This window comes from Streptomyces sp. NPDC053673 (assembly GCF_055585225.1).
Genome location: NZ_JBVJKN010000001.1, coordinates 245,710 through 261,353, shown reverse-complemented (window position 1 = coordinate 261,353; position 15,644 = coordinate 245,710). Strand labels below are relative to the sequence as shown.

At 67.6% G+C, this 15,644-nt stretch carries 7 protein-coding genes and 1 tRNA gene; 3 read left to right on the top strand and 5 right to left on the bottom strand.

What is annotated here, in order from left to right; translation table 11 throughout:
* The first annotated feature begins 402 nt into the window (after window positions 1–402).
* Both ACZ6ZQ_RS01190 and ACZ6ZQ_RS01185 read left to right on the top strand, forming a co-directional pair.
* Complete coding sequence (locus tag ACZ6ZQ_RS01190; RefSeq protein WP_469766453.1) at window positions 403–588, top strand: ATP-binding cassette domain-containing protein; 186 nt, start codon at window positions 403–405, stop codon at window positions 586–588.
* Window positions 589–891: 303 nt separating this feature from the next.
* On the top strand, window positions 892–2,574 hold the full coding sequence (locus ACZ6ZQ_RS01185) for a penicillin-binding transpeptidase domain-containing protein (RefSeq protein ID WP_469766452.1): 1,683 nt from the start codon (window positions 892–894) through the stop codon (window positions 2,572–2,574).
* 782 nt (window positions 2,575–3,356) lie between these two features.
* Here the strand turns inward: ACZ6ZQ_RS01185 and ACZ6ZQ_RS01180 are convergent.
* From ACZ6ZQ_RS01180 to ACZ6ZQ_RS01170, 3 genes are all read right to left on the bottom strand, one after another.
* Complete coding sequence (locus ACZ6ZQ_RS01180) at window positions 3,357–4,430, bottom strand: Dyp-type peroxidase (protein ID WP_469766451.1); 1,074 nt, start codon at window positions 4,428–4,430, stop codon at window positions 3,357–3,359.
* A gap of 127 nt (window positions 4,431–4,557) precedes the next feature.
* On the bottom strand, window positions 4,558–5,172 hold the full coding sequence (locus ACZ6ZQ_RS01175) for a hypothetical protein (protein WP_469766450.1): 615 nt from the start codon (window positions 5,170–5,172) through the stop codon (window positions 4,558–4,560).
* Window positions 5,169–12,794, bottom strand: a complete 7,626-nt coding sequence (locus ACZ6ZQ_RS01170; protein WP_469766802.1) for an RHS repeat-associated core domain-containing protein — start codon at window positions 12,792–12,794, stop codon at window positions 5,169–5,171. The genes ACZ6ZQ_RS01175 and ACZ6ZQ_RS01170 overlap by 4 nt, the downstream gene beginning before the upstream one ends.
* Window positions 12,795–12,988: 194 nt before the next feature.
* Between ACZ6ZQ_RS01170 and ACZ6ZQ_RS01165 the strand changes: the two genes are divergently transcribed.
* A complete protein-coding gene (locus ACZ6ZQ_RS01165) occupies window positions 12,989–13,528 on the top strand; it encodes a recombinase zinc ribbon domain-containing protein (protein WP_469766449.1) in 540 nt (179 codons plus the stop codon).
* 93 nt (window positions 13,529–13,621) lie between these two features.
* Here ACZ6ZQ_RS01165 and ACZ6ZQ_RS01160 read toward each other — a convergent pair.
* Together ACZ6ZQ_RS01160 and ACZ6ZQ_RS01155 are read right to left on the bottom strand one after the other, a co-directional pair.
* Window positions 13,622–13,706 (bottom strand) — tRNA-Leu (locus tag ACZ6ZQ_RS01160).
* A 341-nt stretch (window positions 13,707–14,047) separates the two neighbouring features.
* Window positions 14,048–15,589, bottom strand: a complete 1,542-nt coding sequence (locus ACZ6ZQ_RS01155; RefSeq protein ID WP_469766448.1) for an aldehyde dehydrogenase family protein — start codon at window positions 15,587–15,589, stop codon at window positions 14,048–14,050.
* Between the last annotated feature and the right edge of the window lie 55 nt (window positions 15,590–15,644).

Sequence of the window (15,644 nt, the reverse complement as noted above, 5' to 3'; positions counted from 1 at the left end):
TCACCGCCACCATCATCGCACCCAGCCACACGAGCATCGCGGCAAGCACCGCAGAGATGCACACACCCGAGGAGGCCCAAACCCGCCAGGCGATCAAGGAAAGCGAACGGCGCCTCGCCTACTGTCAGGCCGCACTCGAAGCGGGTGCCGACCCAGCCGTCGTCACCCAGTGGGGGCAGCTCACCTCGGGGTCGCACGCGGTCCCCGGCCGGTCTCCTCGGCGCGGCAACAGGCACATCGGTTACGTCCCCCAGCAGAAGTCCCTGCCCGCACACACCATGCTGCGCGCCCGTGACCTGGTGCAGCTCGGGCTGGACGGACAACGGTGGGGCATGTCTCTCGCCCCCCGGGCGCTACGCCGCCGTGTGGACGACATCCTGGCCTCACGTCGAAGCGGCGCCCTTGGCGGATGTTCCCGTCGGCAGACTCTCCGACGGTGAGCAGCAGCGCATCCGCACCGCGCAGGCTCTCACCGCCGACCAGCAGATCCTGCTCTGCGACGAGCCTTCGCTCTCCCTCGACCTGCAGTACCAGCGCACGGTCGCCGGGCAGGTCGCCTCTGGCCTTCCTTCGGGAGACATTCGCTAAATGCCTTGATTGTCCGCTGGATTGGCTCTGTTGTTGCATGGTGGTCAGAACGGGGCGTTCAGTGAGTTCGGTGTGACATTCCCCGGCCTCCGCGCGCGGCGGTAAGGGGGCGTGGCTCCGAGGGTGCGCCGTTAACGTCACACCCTCCGCGCCGACGGGGCGGACGGTGGTGCGGCCTGCCAGCGCGAAGCCGACCTGGTGGCCGTGGTGCGGGCGGGGGGCTGAGTGGTTGACCCTGCCCCCGCCGCCCCTATGGTGGGGCCTCGGTGAGGAGCCTGGGAAGCGGGGAACATCGGAGGACTTGTGGGCAACAGAAGGCGCGCCGCGCGCAGCAGAACGAACCCCGCCGTGATCGGCGGGGTGGTCGCGGTGGTCGTGGGCGGTGTGGGGTTCGCCGCGTACAGCATGTACAGCGGCGACGCGGGCGAGGACAGCACGGCCGACGGCACGGCGAAGACACTCACAGCAGGCCCGGTGACGGCCGCGGAGGTCCGGGCCACGGCCGACGGGTTCCTCACCGCCTGGCAGCGGGGCGACGCCGCCAAGGCCGCGGCGTACACGGACCGGACAGCGGCGGCACGGGCCGCGCTGTCCGGGTACCGCAAGGACGCGCACATCGACGAGGTGACGCTGACCCGCGGCAAGGCGTCCGGGCCGAAGGTGACCTTCAGGGTCTCGGCCACAGTTTCGTACAAGGGGAAGAGCAAGCCCCTCACCTACGACTCCGAGCTCACGGTCGTCCGGGCCGACGACGGCAAGCCGCTGGTCGGCTGGCAGCCGTCCGTCGTGCACCCTGACCTGAAAGAGGACGACACGCTGGTCACGGGCGAAGCCTGGGACCCGCCGGTCAAGGCGCTGGACCGGAACGGCGCGGAGCTCACCACGGCGAAGTACCCTTCGCTCGGCACCGTCCTGGACGGCTTGCGGGAGAAGTACGGCAGAAAGGCCGGGGGTAAAGCGGGGGTCGAACTGCGGGTGGTCCGCGGGGACAGCGCGAAGAAGACTGAGCATGGCGCGGAGGAGAGCAAGGGCCAGCCGCCCAGCAAGGCGCTGCTGACACTGTCCAAGGGCATACCCGGAACGCTGCGTACCACGCTCAGCGCGACCGCGCAGGCGGCGGCCGAGCACGAAGTGGGCAAACGCGAACGGGCATCCGTCGTCGTCATGAAGCCGTCGACGGGCGAGATCCTCGCCGCCGCCAATTCGAGCCATGGCTACAACACAGCGCTCCAGGGGTCCCTGGCACCTGGCTCCACGATGAAGATCGTGACTGCGTCGATGCTGCTGGAGAAGGACCTCGCGTCGATCGACAAGCAGCATCCGTGTCCAAAGTACGCATCGTACGGGGGCTGGAAGTTCCAGAACGTGGAGAACTTCGAGATCAAGAACGGTACGTTCCGTTCGAGCTTCGCGGCGTCCTGCAACACCGCCTTCATCACGCAGGCCGAGAAGCTCGACGACGACGATCTGACCAAGCAGGCCCAGCAGGTCTTCGGGCTGGGCCTGAACAACTGGTCCACCGGGGTGTCGAGCTTCGACGGCGCAGTGCCGGTGCAGAGTAACGCGCAGATGGCGGCATCGCTCATCGGGCAGGGCGGGGTACGGATGAACCCGCTCAATGTCGCGTCCATCATCTCCACGGCCAAGACCGGCCTCTTCCGGCAGCCGTATCTGGTCCCGCCCGACGTCGACGACCGGTCGCTCGCGAAGGCCCAGCGCAAGCTGGACACGTCGGCGCAGACCCAGCTGCACGAACTGCTGAACTACACCGCAACGTCGGGCTCCGCCGCCGAGGCCATGGCCGGCCTGGGCTCGGACATCGGAGGCAAGACGGGCTCGGCCGAGGTCGACGGCCAGAAGAAACCCAACGGCTGGTTCACCGCGTGGCGGGGCGACCTGGCCGCGGCGGCGGTGGTGCAAGAGGGCGGGCGCGGAGGCAAGTCGGCGGGGCCGCTGGTGGCAGCGGTACTCCGGGCGGGCGGCTGACGCCCGCGGCGCCGGCACAGCACCGGCGCCAGGACGCCGCGCTCAAGGACCAGGAAGCGGTGCAGAGGAAGCTCGCCACGCTACTCCCTGTCCCCGGAAGACGGAGCCACAGCTCACCGCCGACCAGATCCGGGCGATGACTGAGAGGCTCGGAGGCATCACACAACGTATCCACAATGCCGACGCCGAGAGAAAGGCCCGCTCTACGAAGCCCTGGGCATCACTATCAGCTACGAAAACGCCACGAGGACCGCGACCGTAAGGTCGAGACCCTCGCTTCCGTATCGCCACAGCGAGTGTCCGAGGGGGACTCGACCACTAACGATACGGTCGTGATCGCGCAAGGGCAGCTGAACGGTGCGCTGGGTGGCCCCCGTTGAGAATTGACGCCATGCAGCCGGCAGCCGTCGGCTCGGTCAGTTCGGCCTTTCAGTCCCGCAGCGTGGCGGCGAATCTGCCCGTTTCTGCGAGAGCCGGTTCGTGCGGGGTGTCGGCGCTTCTCGGACGTGGATGGTGACTGCCCGCGCGGGTTGAGGTGCGCGACATCGTGCGCCGTGGCAACACCAGTTCGGTGCGATACCGGCACCCGCGATGACGAGTCGCCCTTCTCCAGGCGGTGGTTGAGGGTGCCGGCCGTGGCTCGGATCCCCAGGCGGCAGGCGTGTACTGGATGACCACGGTCTTGCACGGCTCGTCCGTGAACACCTTGAAGACCTCCAGTTGCGCGGCGTCGGTCGTGAGCACCATTGAAGCTTGGCCGCCGCGGGCATCGCCGTAGATCGTTACGATCTGAACACTTCGTCAATCCACACGTCTCCGGGCGGCGGTACGAAGAAGTACCCGCCGCCGATGGTGAGCAGGTACTTGGCCATGGCCTCGCCCTCAAGTCGCTTCTGCACTGCCTCGAAGCCCTTGGCGAGGTCTCGCTGGAAGCAGGAGAAGATCAGGCCGGTGTCCCCGTTGCCGCGATCGTAACTGTAACCACGGCGCACCATCGGCGGCGGATCTCGCCGATCCGGGGCAGCAAGGCGCACATGCGAGTCAAGCGGGGTCAGCCTGCCGTGCGGGTCGGCAGCAAAGTTCGGCTCCTCGCCGGACGGTGTCCCGTCCAGCCAGCGGCCGTCCCGGCGCCGCCCGATGATCTGCTCCTGCTCTTCAACCGAGTCCTTGTCCCACAGCTCGGTCGCGAGCCGCACGATCCGCACGACCTGGTATGTTCCGCCGACAGCCCAATCTGGCTCGCCCTGGCCAGCACGGACCAGTGCCCGCTCTGCGGCCTCTCGTTCGCTGCTTGGGTTCCCGAATCCCTCCGCAAAATGGAAGGGATTGCGGGTAAGGGCCTTACCGTGCTCCTCGCGGCTCTCCGGCCGGTGCCCGTCGAGCTGCCATCGCACCCGCCAACCAGGAATGGACATCAAGATCCTCTTGGTCGCTGCGCGCACCCGATCGGACGTGCGCCCGCCGATCTGGACCAACACGTCCCCGTGTGACTGCGCGGGATCGAGCACGTCACCCCCGAAGAGCGGCATCGGCTTGAGCTGCCGTGGGCGGGTAAGCCCCGGTGTGAAGAGGCTCGCTCCGACGGCAATGCCGGTTGATAGCCCGGCCTCGTACTCGCGGTCAGCTGCGATCACCAGCTTACGAAGCGTCTCCCCTCGTCGTCCGCTTTCCCCAACGGGTGCGTCGATCGCAATGATGCGTTGGCGAACGGGCGGCACTCCACCTATCGGATTGGTCATGGAAATTCGCGGAATGTCGGGATCTTGTCCAGGCGGCGCGAGCATACATGCAGCAGCGCTGGCCAACGGGATGGCTGCTGAAGCCGCGATCAAGAATGTTCGCCGCTCAGTGCGCATAACCATTCTCCAGAGGTGAACCTTGATCCGTCATGCAGAGACCGTTCTCACGCGGCAGGAAACGCTACCTTCGACACAGCTACGCGACGCACGCAAGCCATGATCGATCAAATCAGATGCCCGCCTGCTATTGGAAGCTGCGCCCGGTGTCCAGCCATGCGTCCACTTCTGCGCGCACACTTATGTCAGAAACCCGGTCCCTTATCCATGGAAAAGCCGCGAGCACCCGTTCAACCTCCTGCAGCAGCAGAGTGTCCTGTCGGATTGGTTCGAATTCAGGATCTGTGATACCCGGCGATGCATAGAAGGCTTCATCCGCCTCGGCAAATTCTTCCGCTCGGCGACCAGCATACTGCTTGGCCTCTTGGCGAGTTAGCGGCATCCGGGCAAGTGCCCACTTTACGGCTCCATCAGGAGTGACCAGTTCGGGCAATTCTCCAACCGCGAAGTCGAAGTGGACCGTCGAGTCTGTCAGCCTGAGCAGCCAATAGGAGCCCATCGTAGGCAGGATTTCATTGCGCTCCACAGCAAGCTCAATCAAATACGAACCCCGCTCGAAGCGACGCAGGAGTTGTCCGGGAGCCATTCCCCTGAATCGGCTGACGCTCGTTTCCACAGACTCAAATACGGCACACCACCACTGTACGGTCGCACCATCTGGAAACCTCTCCGCCAGCCAGGGTTCAATCTCAGAGTGAGACCTGCTCTGCAGCTGATTGAAGTCTTCCTCAATTCCACTCATGGCGCCCTTCCACCGTAATCTCGGATCACACCGAGGGGTACTCGCATACCCGCTTCAGCGAACGCATCGACACCCCTTTGAATGAAGGATTTCGCGCATTCCGGGCACGGCGTGTAATGCCCAGTCATGTTGTCGAACGAGGCGATCGTCCCGCCTGGTCGGAACGTAACCTGCCCGGCAGCCATCACCGGACTGCCACCTGTTGCCACAGTGTGATGAATACCCTTGAGCGCCGGCACCATATTGAGCACCCCATCCTCGCCTACGGTCCAGAGGTAGTTGCCCCCCTTAGAAGCCGCATCCTTGAACCCCTGAGACCCTGCCGGAATACGAGACACACCTGCGAATTCTGCCTCAAGCAGGTCCAAGGAAAGTTCATCCGGCTTACTGTTAGAAACCGGCCCGCAAGCATTATGGACCAGGATCGGAGTCTCACCAGCGACGACATAATACGTGTGCAGGCCGTAAACGGTGAGATTATAGACCTCGCTCCGCTCGCTGCGACGCTGAGCCGCTTTGACCTCTTTCCGCTCTCCACTGATGTCCAGGAGCCACTGGCCGGACTCCACCTCGTCGGCGGGCACCCACCGCTGAAGGTCGGGTAGCCAGATGGGATGGCCATCAGTGGCCGTGACCTTGCCAGTCTTGGTCCCGCTCGCGCCGTCGGTGTCGATCACGATATCGACAAGCTGCTTGTTGCCGCTGCCCTGGATGAGTGCAGTGACCTTGCGGGGACCCGACTCCCCGGTCTCGGGGTCGGTGGCGAAAACCTGCTCGCCGATCTTGACGTCCCTGATGGGTTTGCGGGTGCCGTCGGCCATCAGGACCGGGGTGTCTGCCGTGAAGCTGTTCTTGCAGCCGCGGTTGGCCCACTTGAGTCCGCCCCAGGCGCCGAGCATTCCGAAGGCGCAGCCCATTGCGGCAGCTTGGCCGACCTGGCCCCAGTTGACCTTGCGGCCGGACAGGCGCTGGATGCCCCAGTCGAGGGCGCCGTCGAAGAGGGCTCCGGCGGCGCAGCCGGCGAGGAGGGGGTTGTTGCCGGTGGGGTCGGTATAGGTGGTGGGTGAGCTGAGTGCGTACTGGTAGAGGTTGGGGCCGCCGGCGTGGCCGATGGGGTCTTGGGAGATGAAGCGGCCGGTTTCAGGGTCGTAGTAGCGGTTGCGGTAGTAGAGCAGGCCGGTTCCGTCGTTCTCGCGGCCCGTGAAGGTGTAGGTGTTCGTGGAGTTGGTGCCGCTGGTGGTGGGCTGGCCGTAAGGGTCGTAGGCGTAGCGGGTGGCGATGGTGCCGTCTTGGTTGGCGAGGCCCACGACGGTGCCGAGGGCGTCGGTGAGGTAGACCTGGGTCTGGCCGTTCTCGGTGCGAGTGAGGAACTCGTCCAGGCCGGAGGTGGCCACGGTCGCCGCGGGCGCCCCCGAACCGGTCTGTTCCACGAGGGGGTTGGAGCCATCAGTGAGGTACTTGTGCGTGGTGCCGGCCAGCGTCTTGCTGGTGCGGGTGCCGAGCGGGTCGTAGCCGAACGAGTTCGAGGGTCCGCCGGTCTTGGTCAGGCCGGTAAGCTGGCCGCGGGTGTTCCAGGTGTAGGTGCGCTGGCCGTCGTTGGTGAGTTGGCCTTCGTTGTCGTAGGTGAAGGTGCGGCCGTTGAAGGTGGTGAGGCGGTTGTCCTTGCCGAAGGTGGCGCCGGTTTCGGCGGCGGGGATGGCGATGTTGGCCAGGGTGCCGGTGAGGCCGGTCTGCAGTCCGCGGGTGTCGCGGGTGTAGGTGAGGTCGCCGACCGTGGACGTGCCGCGGGTGTAGGCGATGTCCTTGATGACACCGGTCTTGTCGTAGCCGGTGGTGCGGGTGATGCCGCCGGGCAGGGTCGCGGTCTTCTCCCGGCCCACCGTGTCGAGGCCGAAGGCGACGTTCTGAGTGCCGGTTCTGACGCTGGTGAGGATGTCGGACTTGTCGTAGCCGTAGGTCGTGGTGGTGCCGGCTGCGGTCATCTCCGTGCGGCGGTCTGCTCCGTCGTAGTCGTAGCCGACGGTGCCGGTCGGGCCGGTGATCGTCTTGAGCCGGTCGTAGGCGTCGTAGACGAAGGACTGATTGCCGGCCGTGGTGTCGGCGATGGTCTTTGGCAGGTCGACCGTGTCGTAGGCGTAGGTGACCGTGGATTCGGCCTGGCCGGTGATCTCGTCGACGCCGTACTTGGTGGTCTTGGCGCGGCCGAGGAGGTCGTAGTCGGCGGTGGCGACTTGCCCCAGGCGGTTGGTGGCCTTGGCTATCTGTCCGGCCGGGTGGTACTCGAAGGCGGCGGTGGCCCCGAGGGGGTCGGTCGCGGTCTTGGGCCGATCGGCCTGGTCGTAGGCCCATGTGGTGGCATTGTTGCGGGCGTCGGCCAGAGTGGTGAGGTTACCGTTGTCGTCGTAGTCGAAGCTGATCGTCTGGCCGAGCGGGTCGGTGACGGTGCGGGTCTGGTTCAGCTTGTCGTAGACGACGGTGGTGGCTGAGCCTGCTTCGTCGGTCAGGACGGTCGGCCGGCCTGCGGCGTCGAGGAACTGGCCACTGGTGCGGCCTTCGGCGTCCTTGGCCGAGGTCAGGTCGCCGTGGCGGTAGGTGTACTCGGTGGTTACATCGGCCGCGTCTGTGACGGACTTGACCTGCCCGTCGGGCATGAAGTCGAGCTTGGTGATCCGGCCTTCGGCGTCGGTGACGGTGTCGAGGTCGCCCTTGGTGTCGTAGGTGAGGGTGGTGGGGTTGCCGAGTGGGTCGGTGATCTTGGTGGGCTGGTCGAACGGGCCGTTGAACGTGGCGGTGCCGGAGGTGCGGGCCTGGGCGGTGCCGTCGAGTTCGGTCGTGGAGGTGATGTAGCCGTGTGTGTCGTAGGTCAGCTTGGTGCGTCGGCCGTAGGGGTCGGTGACGGCGTCGATGCGCTGGTTGGTCGTATTGCGCTGGTAGGTGGTGGTGCGCGCGAGGCTGGTGCCGTAGGCCTGGGTGTCCTTGACGCCGTAGCCGGCCGTGAACTCGACCCGGCGCACCGATCCGCCGGGCTGCGTGACCGTTGCCGACGTGACTCTCCCGAGCCCGTCCTGGGTGTAGGCGAAGGTGTACTTCTGGCCCTCGGTGAGGGTTTGCTCCTTGACCCGCCCGTTCCCGTCGAACGTGTTGGTCATGTACGTGATGCCGCGGGCGTCTTTGGCGGTGGCGATCCGGTTGGAGGTGCCGTCGTAGGTGTAGCTGGCGACCTTCCCCGCCGGGTCGGTGACCGTCGCGAGGCGGCCTGCGGTGTCGTAGGTGTAGCTCGTGGTGCGGCCGGTGTTGTCACGCGCGCCGGTGATGCGGTGCTCGGTGTCGTAGCTGAAGCTGACCCACCGGCCGCCGGGGGTGGTGACCTGGGTGATGTCGCCCTTGCTGCCGTTGCGGCGGGTGATCTTGGTGATGTTGCCGTGCCGGTCGCGGATCTCTCCGAGGGGCGCGTACTGTCCGTAGGTCCACTGGCTGCCGTCGCGGAAGCGCAGTTCCCACCGGCCGTTGCCGCCGTAGATCTTCGATCCCTTGAACTCGCTCGGACTGTTGAGCGGTTCGAAGATGGCGTCGCTCCAGGTGGTGCCCGGTGAGGTTCGGGTGTAGTGGACCTTCGCGCCGCCGGGCAGGTAGAGGTCGACTTCCTTGTACTGGTCCTCGGAATGGAGGAACGAGTTGTAGATCAGGTCGCGGCCGATTCCGAACGCGCGCTTGTGGGTGTCTCCCTGCCAGTAGGTGCGGGTGACCTCGGCCGAACCGCGCGGGTCGGAGACGGCAAGGTCGGTGCGGGAGTCGGTGAGCATGCCGGTGGACAGTTCGACCGGGTCGCCGGAGAGCCAGTCCAGTACGTCCTTGAGCCATCCGGTGAGCCAGGGAGGCAGGGTGTCGGTGTTGAACATCGCGCCGTGGAAGGCCCACACGCGGGTCTTCGCGTCCGGGACGACCTGGCGGCCGTCGGCGGAGACCTGGCCGTGGCCGTAGACGTACCAGCCCTTCTTCTTCGGGTCGTAGTCCAGGAACTCGACCCGGGTGCCGGGGGCTTCGCGGGTGTAGTTCGGGTAGATGATCTGGGCGCCCTTGGGGAACACGTAGGTGCCGCCGGGCTGCACCGTGAAATACACCGGGACCACGGTGTTCTTGGGCAGCGGGAACGGCGCCCGGTCGAGCGGGATCGCGGTGATCCCCAGCTCGGTGACCGGCTTGCCCTTGTCGTCGCGGACCACCGAGCCCTTGGGAATCCGCACCTCGAGACCGGGGATCTTCGGGGTCTTCAGCACGACGTCGGTCTTCGCGGGGGCGTCGAAGCGCACGGTGTGCTTGGTGTCCAGCGGGCTCATCCACACCGGGAAGCCGAGATCCACCGCCTGGCCGGCTTTCGGGTGGATGCGGATGTCGAACCGGCCGTACTGGCGGCTCTTGGTGTTCGCGCTCGTGCCGTCGACGACGACGGTGGTGGCCTCTGGGCTGATCCCGGTGAGGAGGAACTGGCCGCGGGCATCGGTGCGGGTGGACTTCTTGCCGACTGTGACGGTCACCTTGGGAAGCGGTGTGCCGTCGAGTTTCAGGACGCGACCCGTGAGTGCCGTCGCGCGGGGCGGAGCCCGCAGCGCAGTGGGGGCCTTGGGGGCGGCGCCGCGGGCGGTGATCCAGTCCCGTCCCGCGAGGTTCGCCTTACCGGGCTGCCAGGCGTCCGGACCGCTGGGCACCACACCGTCCTGCGCGCCAGCCTCACTGCCGCTCGCCGCCGTCTGCAGCTGAGCAGCCTTCGTGCGCGCCAGAGCCGAGGTGGCCCTGGCCGCGGCGGCGGTCAGTCCCAGGTTGTAGGTGCCGGTGTTCTGGGCGGTGGGGTCGACCGTCAGGGTGTAGATGCCGTCGGCCGGTAGCGCTGCAAGCGCGTGCGACAAGGTTGAGGCGCTCATGCTGCGGTCGTTGACGAGCCACTTGCCGTCCGGGCCGTAGATGGACAGGTACCAGGCAGAGGGTGGAGTCGCGACGTTAAGGGTGAGTCTTTGGTTCTTGGTGCCGGTGAAGGTGTAATGGCCGTGCTGGCCGGCTGTGGTCAGGTTGACCGGGCGCTGGCCGCCGCCGACGGTGAGGGTGCCGCCGTTGGCGTCCGGGATGAGGGTTGCGGTTGTGTGGCCCGTGACCGGAGCACTGGGCCGTACGAAGGCCCGGTGTGTGCCGGCGGGCATGGGGGCGCGCAGCGCGATGTCGGTGTTCGCTGTGGCGAGTGCGCCGAGGAATGTCTCCTGGGTTGTCCCCGGCGGCAGGTGCTGGATCGCGGACGATGCCGTCAAGGTGGTGCCGGTGAAGAGCACGGCGGCACCGTCACCTGCTGCGGCTGTGTGGGTGAACTCCAGCTGCTGCCCGGGGCGGGTGATCTCCGGTGTGGCGGACGGGTCTCCTGCGGTGAGTGTGGCGGTCACCGGCATGGACAGCCACAGCGTCAGCGATCCGGTCGCCGCGTAGTCGGGGGTCAGGAGCAGCGTGTACTTCTTGCCGGCGGTGAGGCCCGTGAGGTAGATGACGTCGTCTTCGTTCTTGCTGAACGATCCGGCGAACGTGGCGGTGCCGCCTTCGGGGACGAGGCGGATGTCGGTCAACTGCGGCATCGTGTTGGGCGTCGCCGCAAGACCCAGCGTGGTGGTGGCGGGGGCCGTGAACTCGGCGCGTATGCGCTGCCCGGGGCGGGTGATGGTCGCCGCCGCTGACGGCCCGTCCGCGGCCAGTGGGGTCAGGGCGTCGCTGGACAGACTCAGGGCGAGGGATCCGGAACTGCCTTGATACGGGTCGATGATGATCCGATACGTGCCCGTCTCCGGTAGGTCCGTCATGCCGATCGTGTCCGCGGTCAGCGACGACGACACGTCCGCAACCGTGGCGCCGGAGGGCGCGAGCACGCTCACGTAGACGGTGGAGGGGAAGGTGTTGGCGGTAATGCCGAGCGACACGTCGGCTCCGGCATCGGCCTGGAACGTGGCCTCCGCATTCTGTCCCGGGCGAGTCACGCTGACGGCTGCCGGAGCCGCGGCGGGCGAGAGCTGGCCGATGCTCACCGGCCGGGACAGCGTGAGCTTCACGTTGCCGGTCTGCACGGCCTGCGGATCGATGACGACCGTGTACGTTCCGGTCGCCGGCAGAGCGGCGCTGTCCCACTCCGTGCTCGAGTTCGCCGGCACGGTGAAGCTGCTGCCGACGGCCGACCCGTTCGGCGCCCGCACCTGCAGGCTGATGTAGGAGGGGAACGCCGCGGCGGTCACCCCAAGGGAGAGCCGCTCCCCTGCCTGGGCAGTGAAGCGGGCGATGCCGCTCTGTCCCGGTCGGGCGATGGCGAGCGTCGCCTCCGGCCCTTCGGGGTCCAGGAGACCGGCGTCCGCATAGGTCGAGGCGGTGGCCTTCACCGTGCCGGTCGCCCCCTTGTCGGGGTCGAAGCGAACGGTGAACTGCCCGGACTTCGGCAGGGAGGCGACTTCCAGGGCTGCGACCTTCGCAGTCCCGATGAACTGGCTGGCGACCTGCGCGCCGTCCGCGTCGTAGAGGCGGACGTATGAGGTCCCTTCCATGCCGGTGGCGTCGATGCCGACATGAAGTGCCTGGCCCAGGGTGCCGGTGACGCTCCAGTGCGCGTCCTGGCCTGCGCGAGCAAGCTCCACCTCGGCAGTGGCACCATTCTGGTCCAGCGCACCGGTGACGGGCTTGGAGACTGTGACCGTCGCCGCGCCGATGTTGTTGGTGCCGGGCTTGAGGATCAGCGAGTAGGTGCCGTTCAACGGCAGGTCCTGTAACTCCCAGTCGCCGGCAGTCCCGCTCACCGACCCGTTGCCGCCGACCTTGTTGCCCTCCGGGTCGTACAGCTCGAGCGTCACTGTGCCGTTGAACGTGGAGTTCGTGAAGCCGAAGTTGATGGCATCACCCGCATCGGCATCGAACAGGATTTGGGCCCGGTTCCCCGGCGTCGTCACCGCCACCGTCGGCGGCGAGGTGTCCGTGACCGAGGTCTGCTCCGACGACTCGATGTCGCCGTTCGGGTTGCCGGACAGAACAAGGAAGCCTGTGGTGCTCGCCGCCCGGCCGTCCCAGGTCTCCACCTCGATGGGACCTGTGGCAGCACCCCCCGGGACCTTCACTTTCAAGGTCGTGTCAGTACGAGACGTCACCTCGGCCACGATGCCGCCACCGAACCGCACCACATTGTCTGTGAGCACGGGCGCGAATCCCGATCCCGTCAGAGTCACCTCAGCGCCCGTGGCGCCCGACGTCGGCGCGACACTCCCGATCGCGGGACCGGCAGAGGCGAGCGTGAACGCCTCCGGCGACTGGACGGTCGTGCCGCCCACCGTCACCGACACCTTGCCGTTCACTGCGCCCTGCGGGACCTTGACCACCAGGCGGGTCGCCGACGCCGACACCACCTCGGCCGTCTTGCTACCGAAGGTCACCGTGTCCGCCGCCGGCACAGTGGCAAACCCTGTTCCCGACAAAGTCACCGTGGCACCCACGGGCACCCGGAGAGGCACCAGCGACAGAACCGACAACTGGGCTGAGGGAAAGTGTTCGATACCGAGCCGGTTGCCCGCCTCGTCATACCGGTAACGAGCCGTCTCCCCCGCCGGATCCGTCACCCCGACCAGACGGCCGGCGGCGTCATACGCGTACACCGCATTACTCGTCGTCGGCACAGCAGCATCCGCCTTGGCCACCGGCAGGACTGGGCCGGCCTTCCCCCCGCTACACCGGCCGACAGGTCTGGAACCGCCAGCGCACCGACCACGACCTCGTCGACCCCACCAACACCACCCTCGGCCACCGCGACGTCATGCGCTGGAACACCCCCACCGACTGGATCATCTCCACCCGCCCCGCTGACCCGGCGCTGGTCAGCGAAGCCGACTTCATCACCGTCCAAGACCTCCGCACCCGCCCAGAGCCGGCACCCGGGCGCGTATACCTTCTGGCAGGGCTGCTGTGCTGCGACGTGTGCGGCCGGCGCACGGAACCCCACTGGAGTCACCACCGTCCCGGCTACCGGTGCCGCCACGGCCACACCAGCACCACCCGCCCCGAACCCGGCCGCACCCCCAACGCCTACCTCCGCGAAGATCGCATCCTGCCGCATCTGCGGGCCCCGCACCTCGGCCTCACCCGCCACACGGATCCTTCCGGACCGGCTTCCGTAAGGAGGGACTCGATGCAGCCCACACCAGCCCAGGCGATCACCCACCTCCGCAGCCGGCAGATCCTGCTCACCTACGACCCCGCGACCAGCACCCTGACCGCGGTCACCCCCAGCAGGAAAGGATCACCGTCAGCTGACCGAAGCCCCACCAGAACGCCGGCGAAGGGAGAAGCCAGGTAGTAGCACCGAAACGACGAACACCCGCCCCGGCCAGAAGCCGGAAGCGGGTGCCGATTCCCCTGCCCAAGAACAGGCAAGCGTGGGGCAACTCTGTGTCCGAGGGGGGACTTGAACCCCCACGCCCGATAAAGGGCACTAGCACCTCAAGCTAGCGCGTCTGCCATTCCGCCACCCGGACTAGGTGTTTCGCCGCTTGTGGGGTGTTCCCCGCGGCGACATGGACAACTCTACCAGGGGTTCGAGGTGCCTCTGAACCGCATTTCGCGTGGTCAGTGGGGTGGCGGGGCGCCGACGGCTCTGCTCGCACCGAGCCGGTCGGTGCCACCACGTGGGAAGTACGGAAAGCAAGCAGACGCTTACGTGGCGTGCCGAGTCGTCCCGCCGGGCGGGTGTCGCTCGGAGCCCGCCCAGGCAGGGAGTAGGCCAGGGCCCTGTCCGGCGGATCAGGCTGGAGACCAGCAAGATCCACCGGACAGGCTGGGATATCGGCCGGCGGCGTCCTTCACCGGAGCGGGCGCGTCAGGCGTTGAGCTGGTAGTCGGGGAAATTGCCCGGTAGACGCTCGCCCGCCGCACCCTCGGTGACGGCCTTCACGAGCAGCTCGCCGCCGACGAACGCTCCCCGCCAGGACGCGCCGAAGCCGCCGAAGAGCTCCTCGCGGTCGCCGCGCGAGCGCGGCTTTCCTCGTCCCACCTTGAACGCGCGGATCTGCGGCGCCAGCCGCTCGTACGTGCCCGGGTCGTCGGTGGAGAGCGAGGCGACGAGGGCGCCGTTGGACGCGTTCATCGCGGCGAGCAGCTCCGCCTCGGTGTCGACGAGCACGATCGTGTCGACCGGACCGAAGGGTTCCGCGTGGTGGAGCGGGGAGGACGGCGGCGGTCCCAGCAGCGTGACGGGCGAGACGTACGCGCTGGTGTCCTGGCCGGGCAGGAAGTGGCCGTCCGCCAGGGAGCCCCGGTGGAGCGGCACGGCGCCCCGGTCGATGGCCTCGGCGACCTGGTCGGTCAGCTCCTTGGCCTTCGCGGCGTTGATGAGGGGGCCGAAGTCCAGCTCGGGAAGCGGGTCGGCGGCGTCCGCCACGGCGAGGGGGTGACCCACGCGGATCGAGCGGACGGCGGGCAGGTATGCGGCGAGGAAGTCGGCGAAGGCGCTGCGCTGGACGACGAAGCGCGGGTAGGCGGTGCAGCGCTGTTTGCCGTAGTCGAAGAGCTTGGGGATGACCGCGGTGAGGGAGTCCCAGTCGCTGTAGTTCCAGATGCCCCAGGTGTTGAGGCCCTCCTGTTCGAGGACGTGGCGTTTGCCGAGGTCGGCGACGGCGGTGGCGATCCGGGCGCCGGTGTCGCGGCCGCCGACGAAGGAGACGCAGCCGATCTCGGGGGCCCGGACGAGGGCTTCGGACAGTTCGCTGCCGCTGCCACTGACCAGGGTGACGGGGATGCCTTCGCGGGCGGCGAGGGCGCAGGCCAGGGTCAGGCAGGAGAGTCCGCCGTCGGTCGGGGTCTTGGCGATGACCGCGTTCCCGGCGAGTGCCTGGACGAGCATCGCGTGGACGAGGACGGACATCGGGTAGTTCCAGCTGGCGATGTTGGAGACCGGGCCGGCCAGCGATGTCCGGCCGTCGAGCATCGTCTCGATCCCGTCGACGTACCAGCGGACGCCGTCGATCGCCCGGTCGACATCGGCCTGGGCGAGCCGCCACGGTTTGCCGATCTCGTGGACGAGGAGGAGGGAAAGCAGTTCGCGGTGCTCAGTGAGGGCGTCGAGGGTGGCGGCGACACGCGCGCGCCGTTCGGCGAGTGGCATGTGCCGCCAGGCGCGGTGCTGGTCGAGGGAGGCGCGGACGGCCTGGTGCGCGGTGGCGGCATCGAGACGGGGCGGGCCGGCGATCGGGCCGCCGTCGATCGGGCTGGTGGCGGGCAGGGCGCGGCCGTCGGCCTGCCAGCGGGTGTCCCAGAGGTTGTGGACCCGGTCGTCCTGGAAGGCCTCGGGGGCGACGGTCAGACAGCGCTGCCAGGCATCGGCCCAGGACGTGCCGGGCTTGAGGGTGAGGGTGGGTGCCATGAGGATCTCCGCTCTCGGTGCACATGTCGGGGCGGGAGGACGTGATGGCTCGTAC

Coding starts and splice junctions, on each gene's coding strand:
- ACZ6ZQ_RS01180 (WP_469766451.1), bottom strand. CDS start 4,430: ATGCGCACTGAGCGGCGAACATTCTTGATCGCGGCTTCAGCAGCCATC.
- ACZ6ZQ_RS01155 (WP_469766448.1), bottom strand. CDS start 15,589: ATGGCACCCACCCTCACCCTCAAGCCCGGCACGTCCTGGGCCGATGCC.
- ACZ6ZQ_RS01175 (WP_469766450.1), bottom strand. CDS start 5,172: ATGAGTGGAATTGAGGAAGACTTCAATCAGCTGCAGAGCAGGTCTCAC.
- ACZ6ZQ_RS01165 (WP_469766449.1), top strand. CDS start 12,989: ATGCGCTGGAACACCCCCACCGACTGGATCATCTCCACCCGCCCCGCT.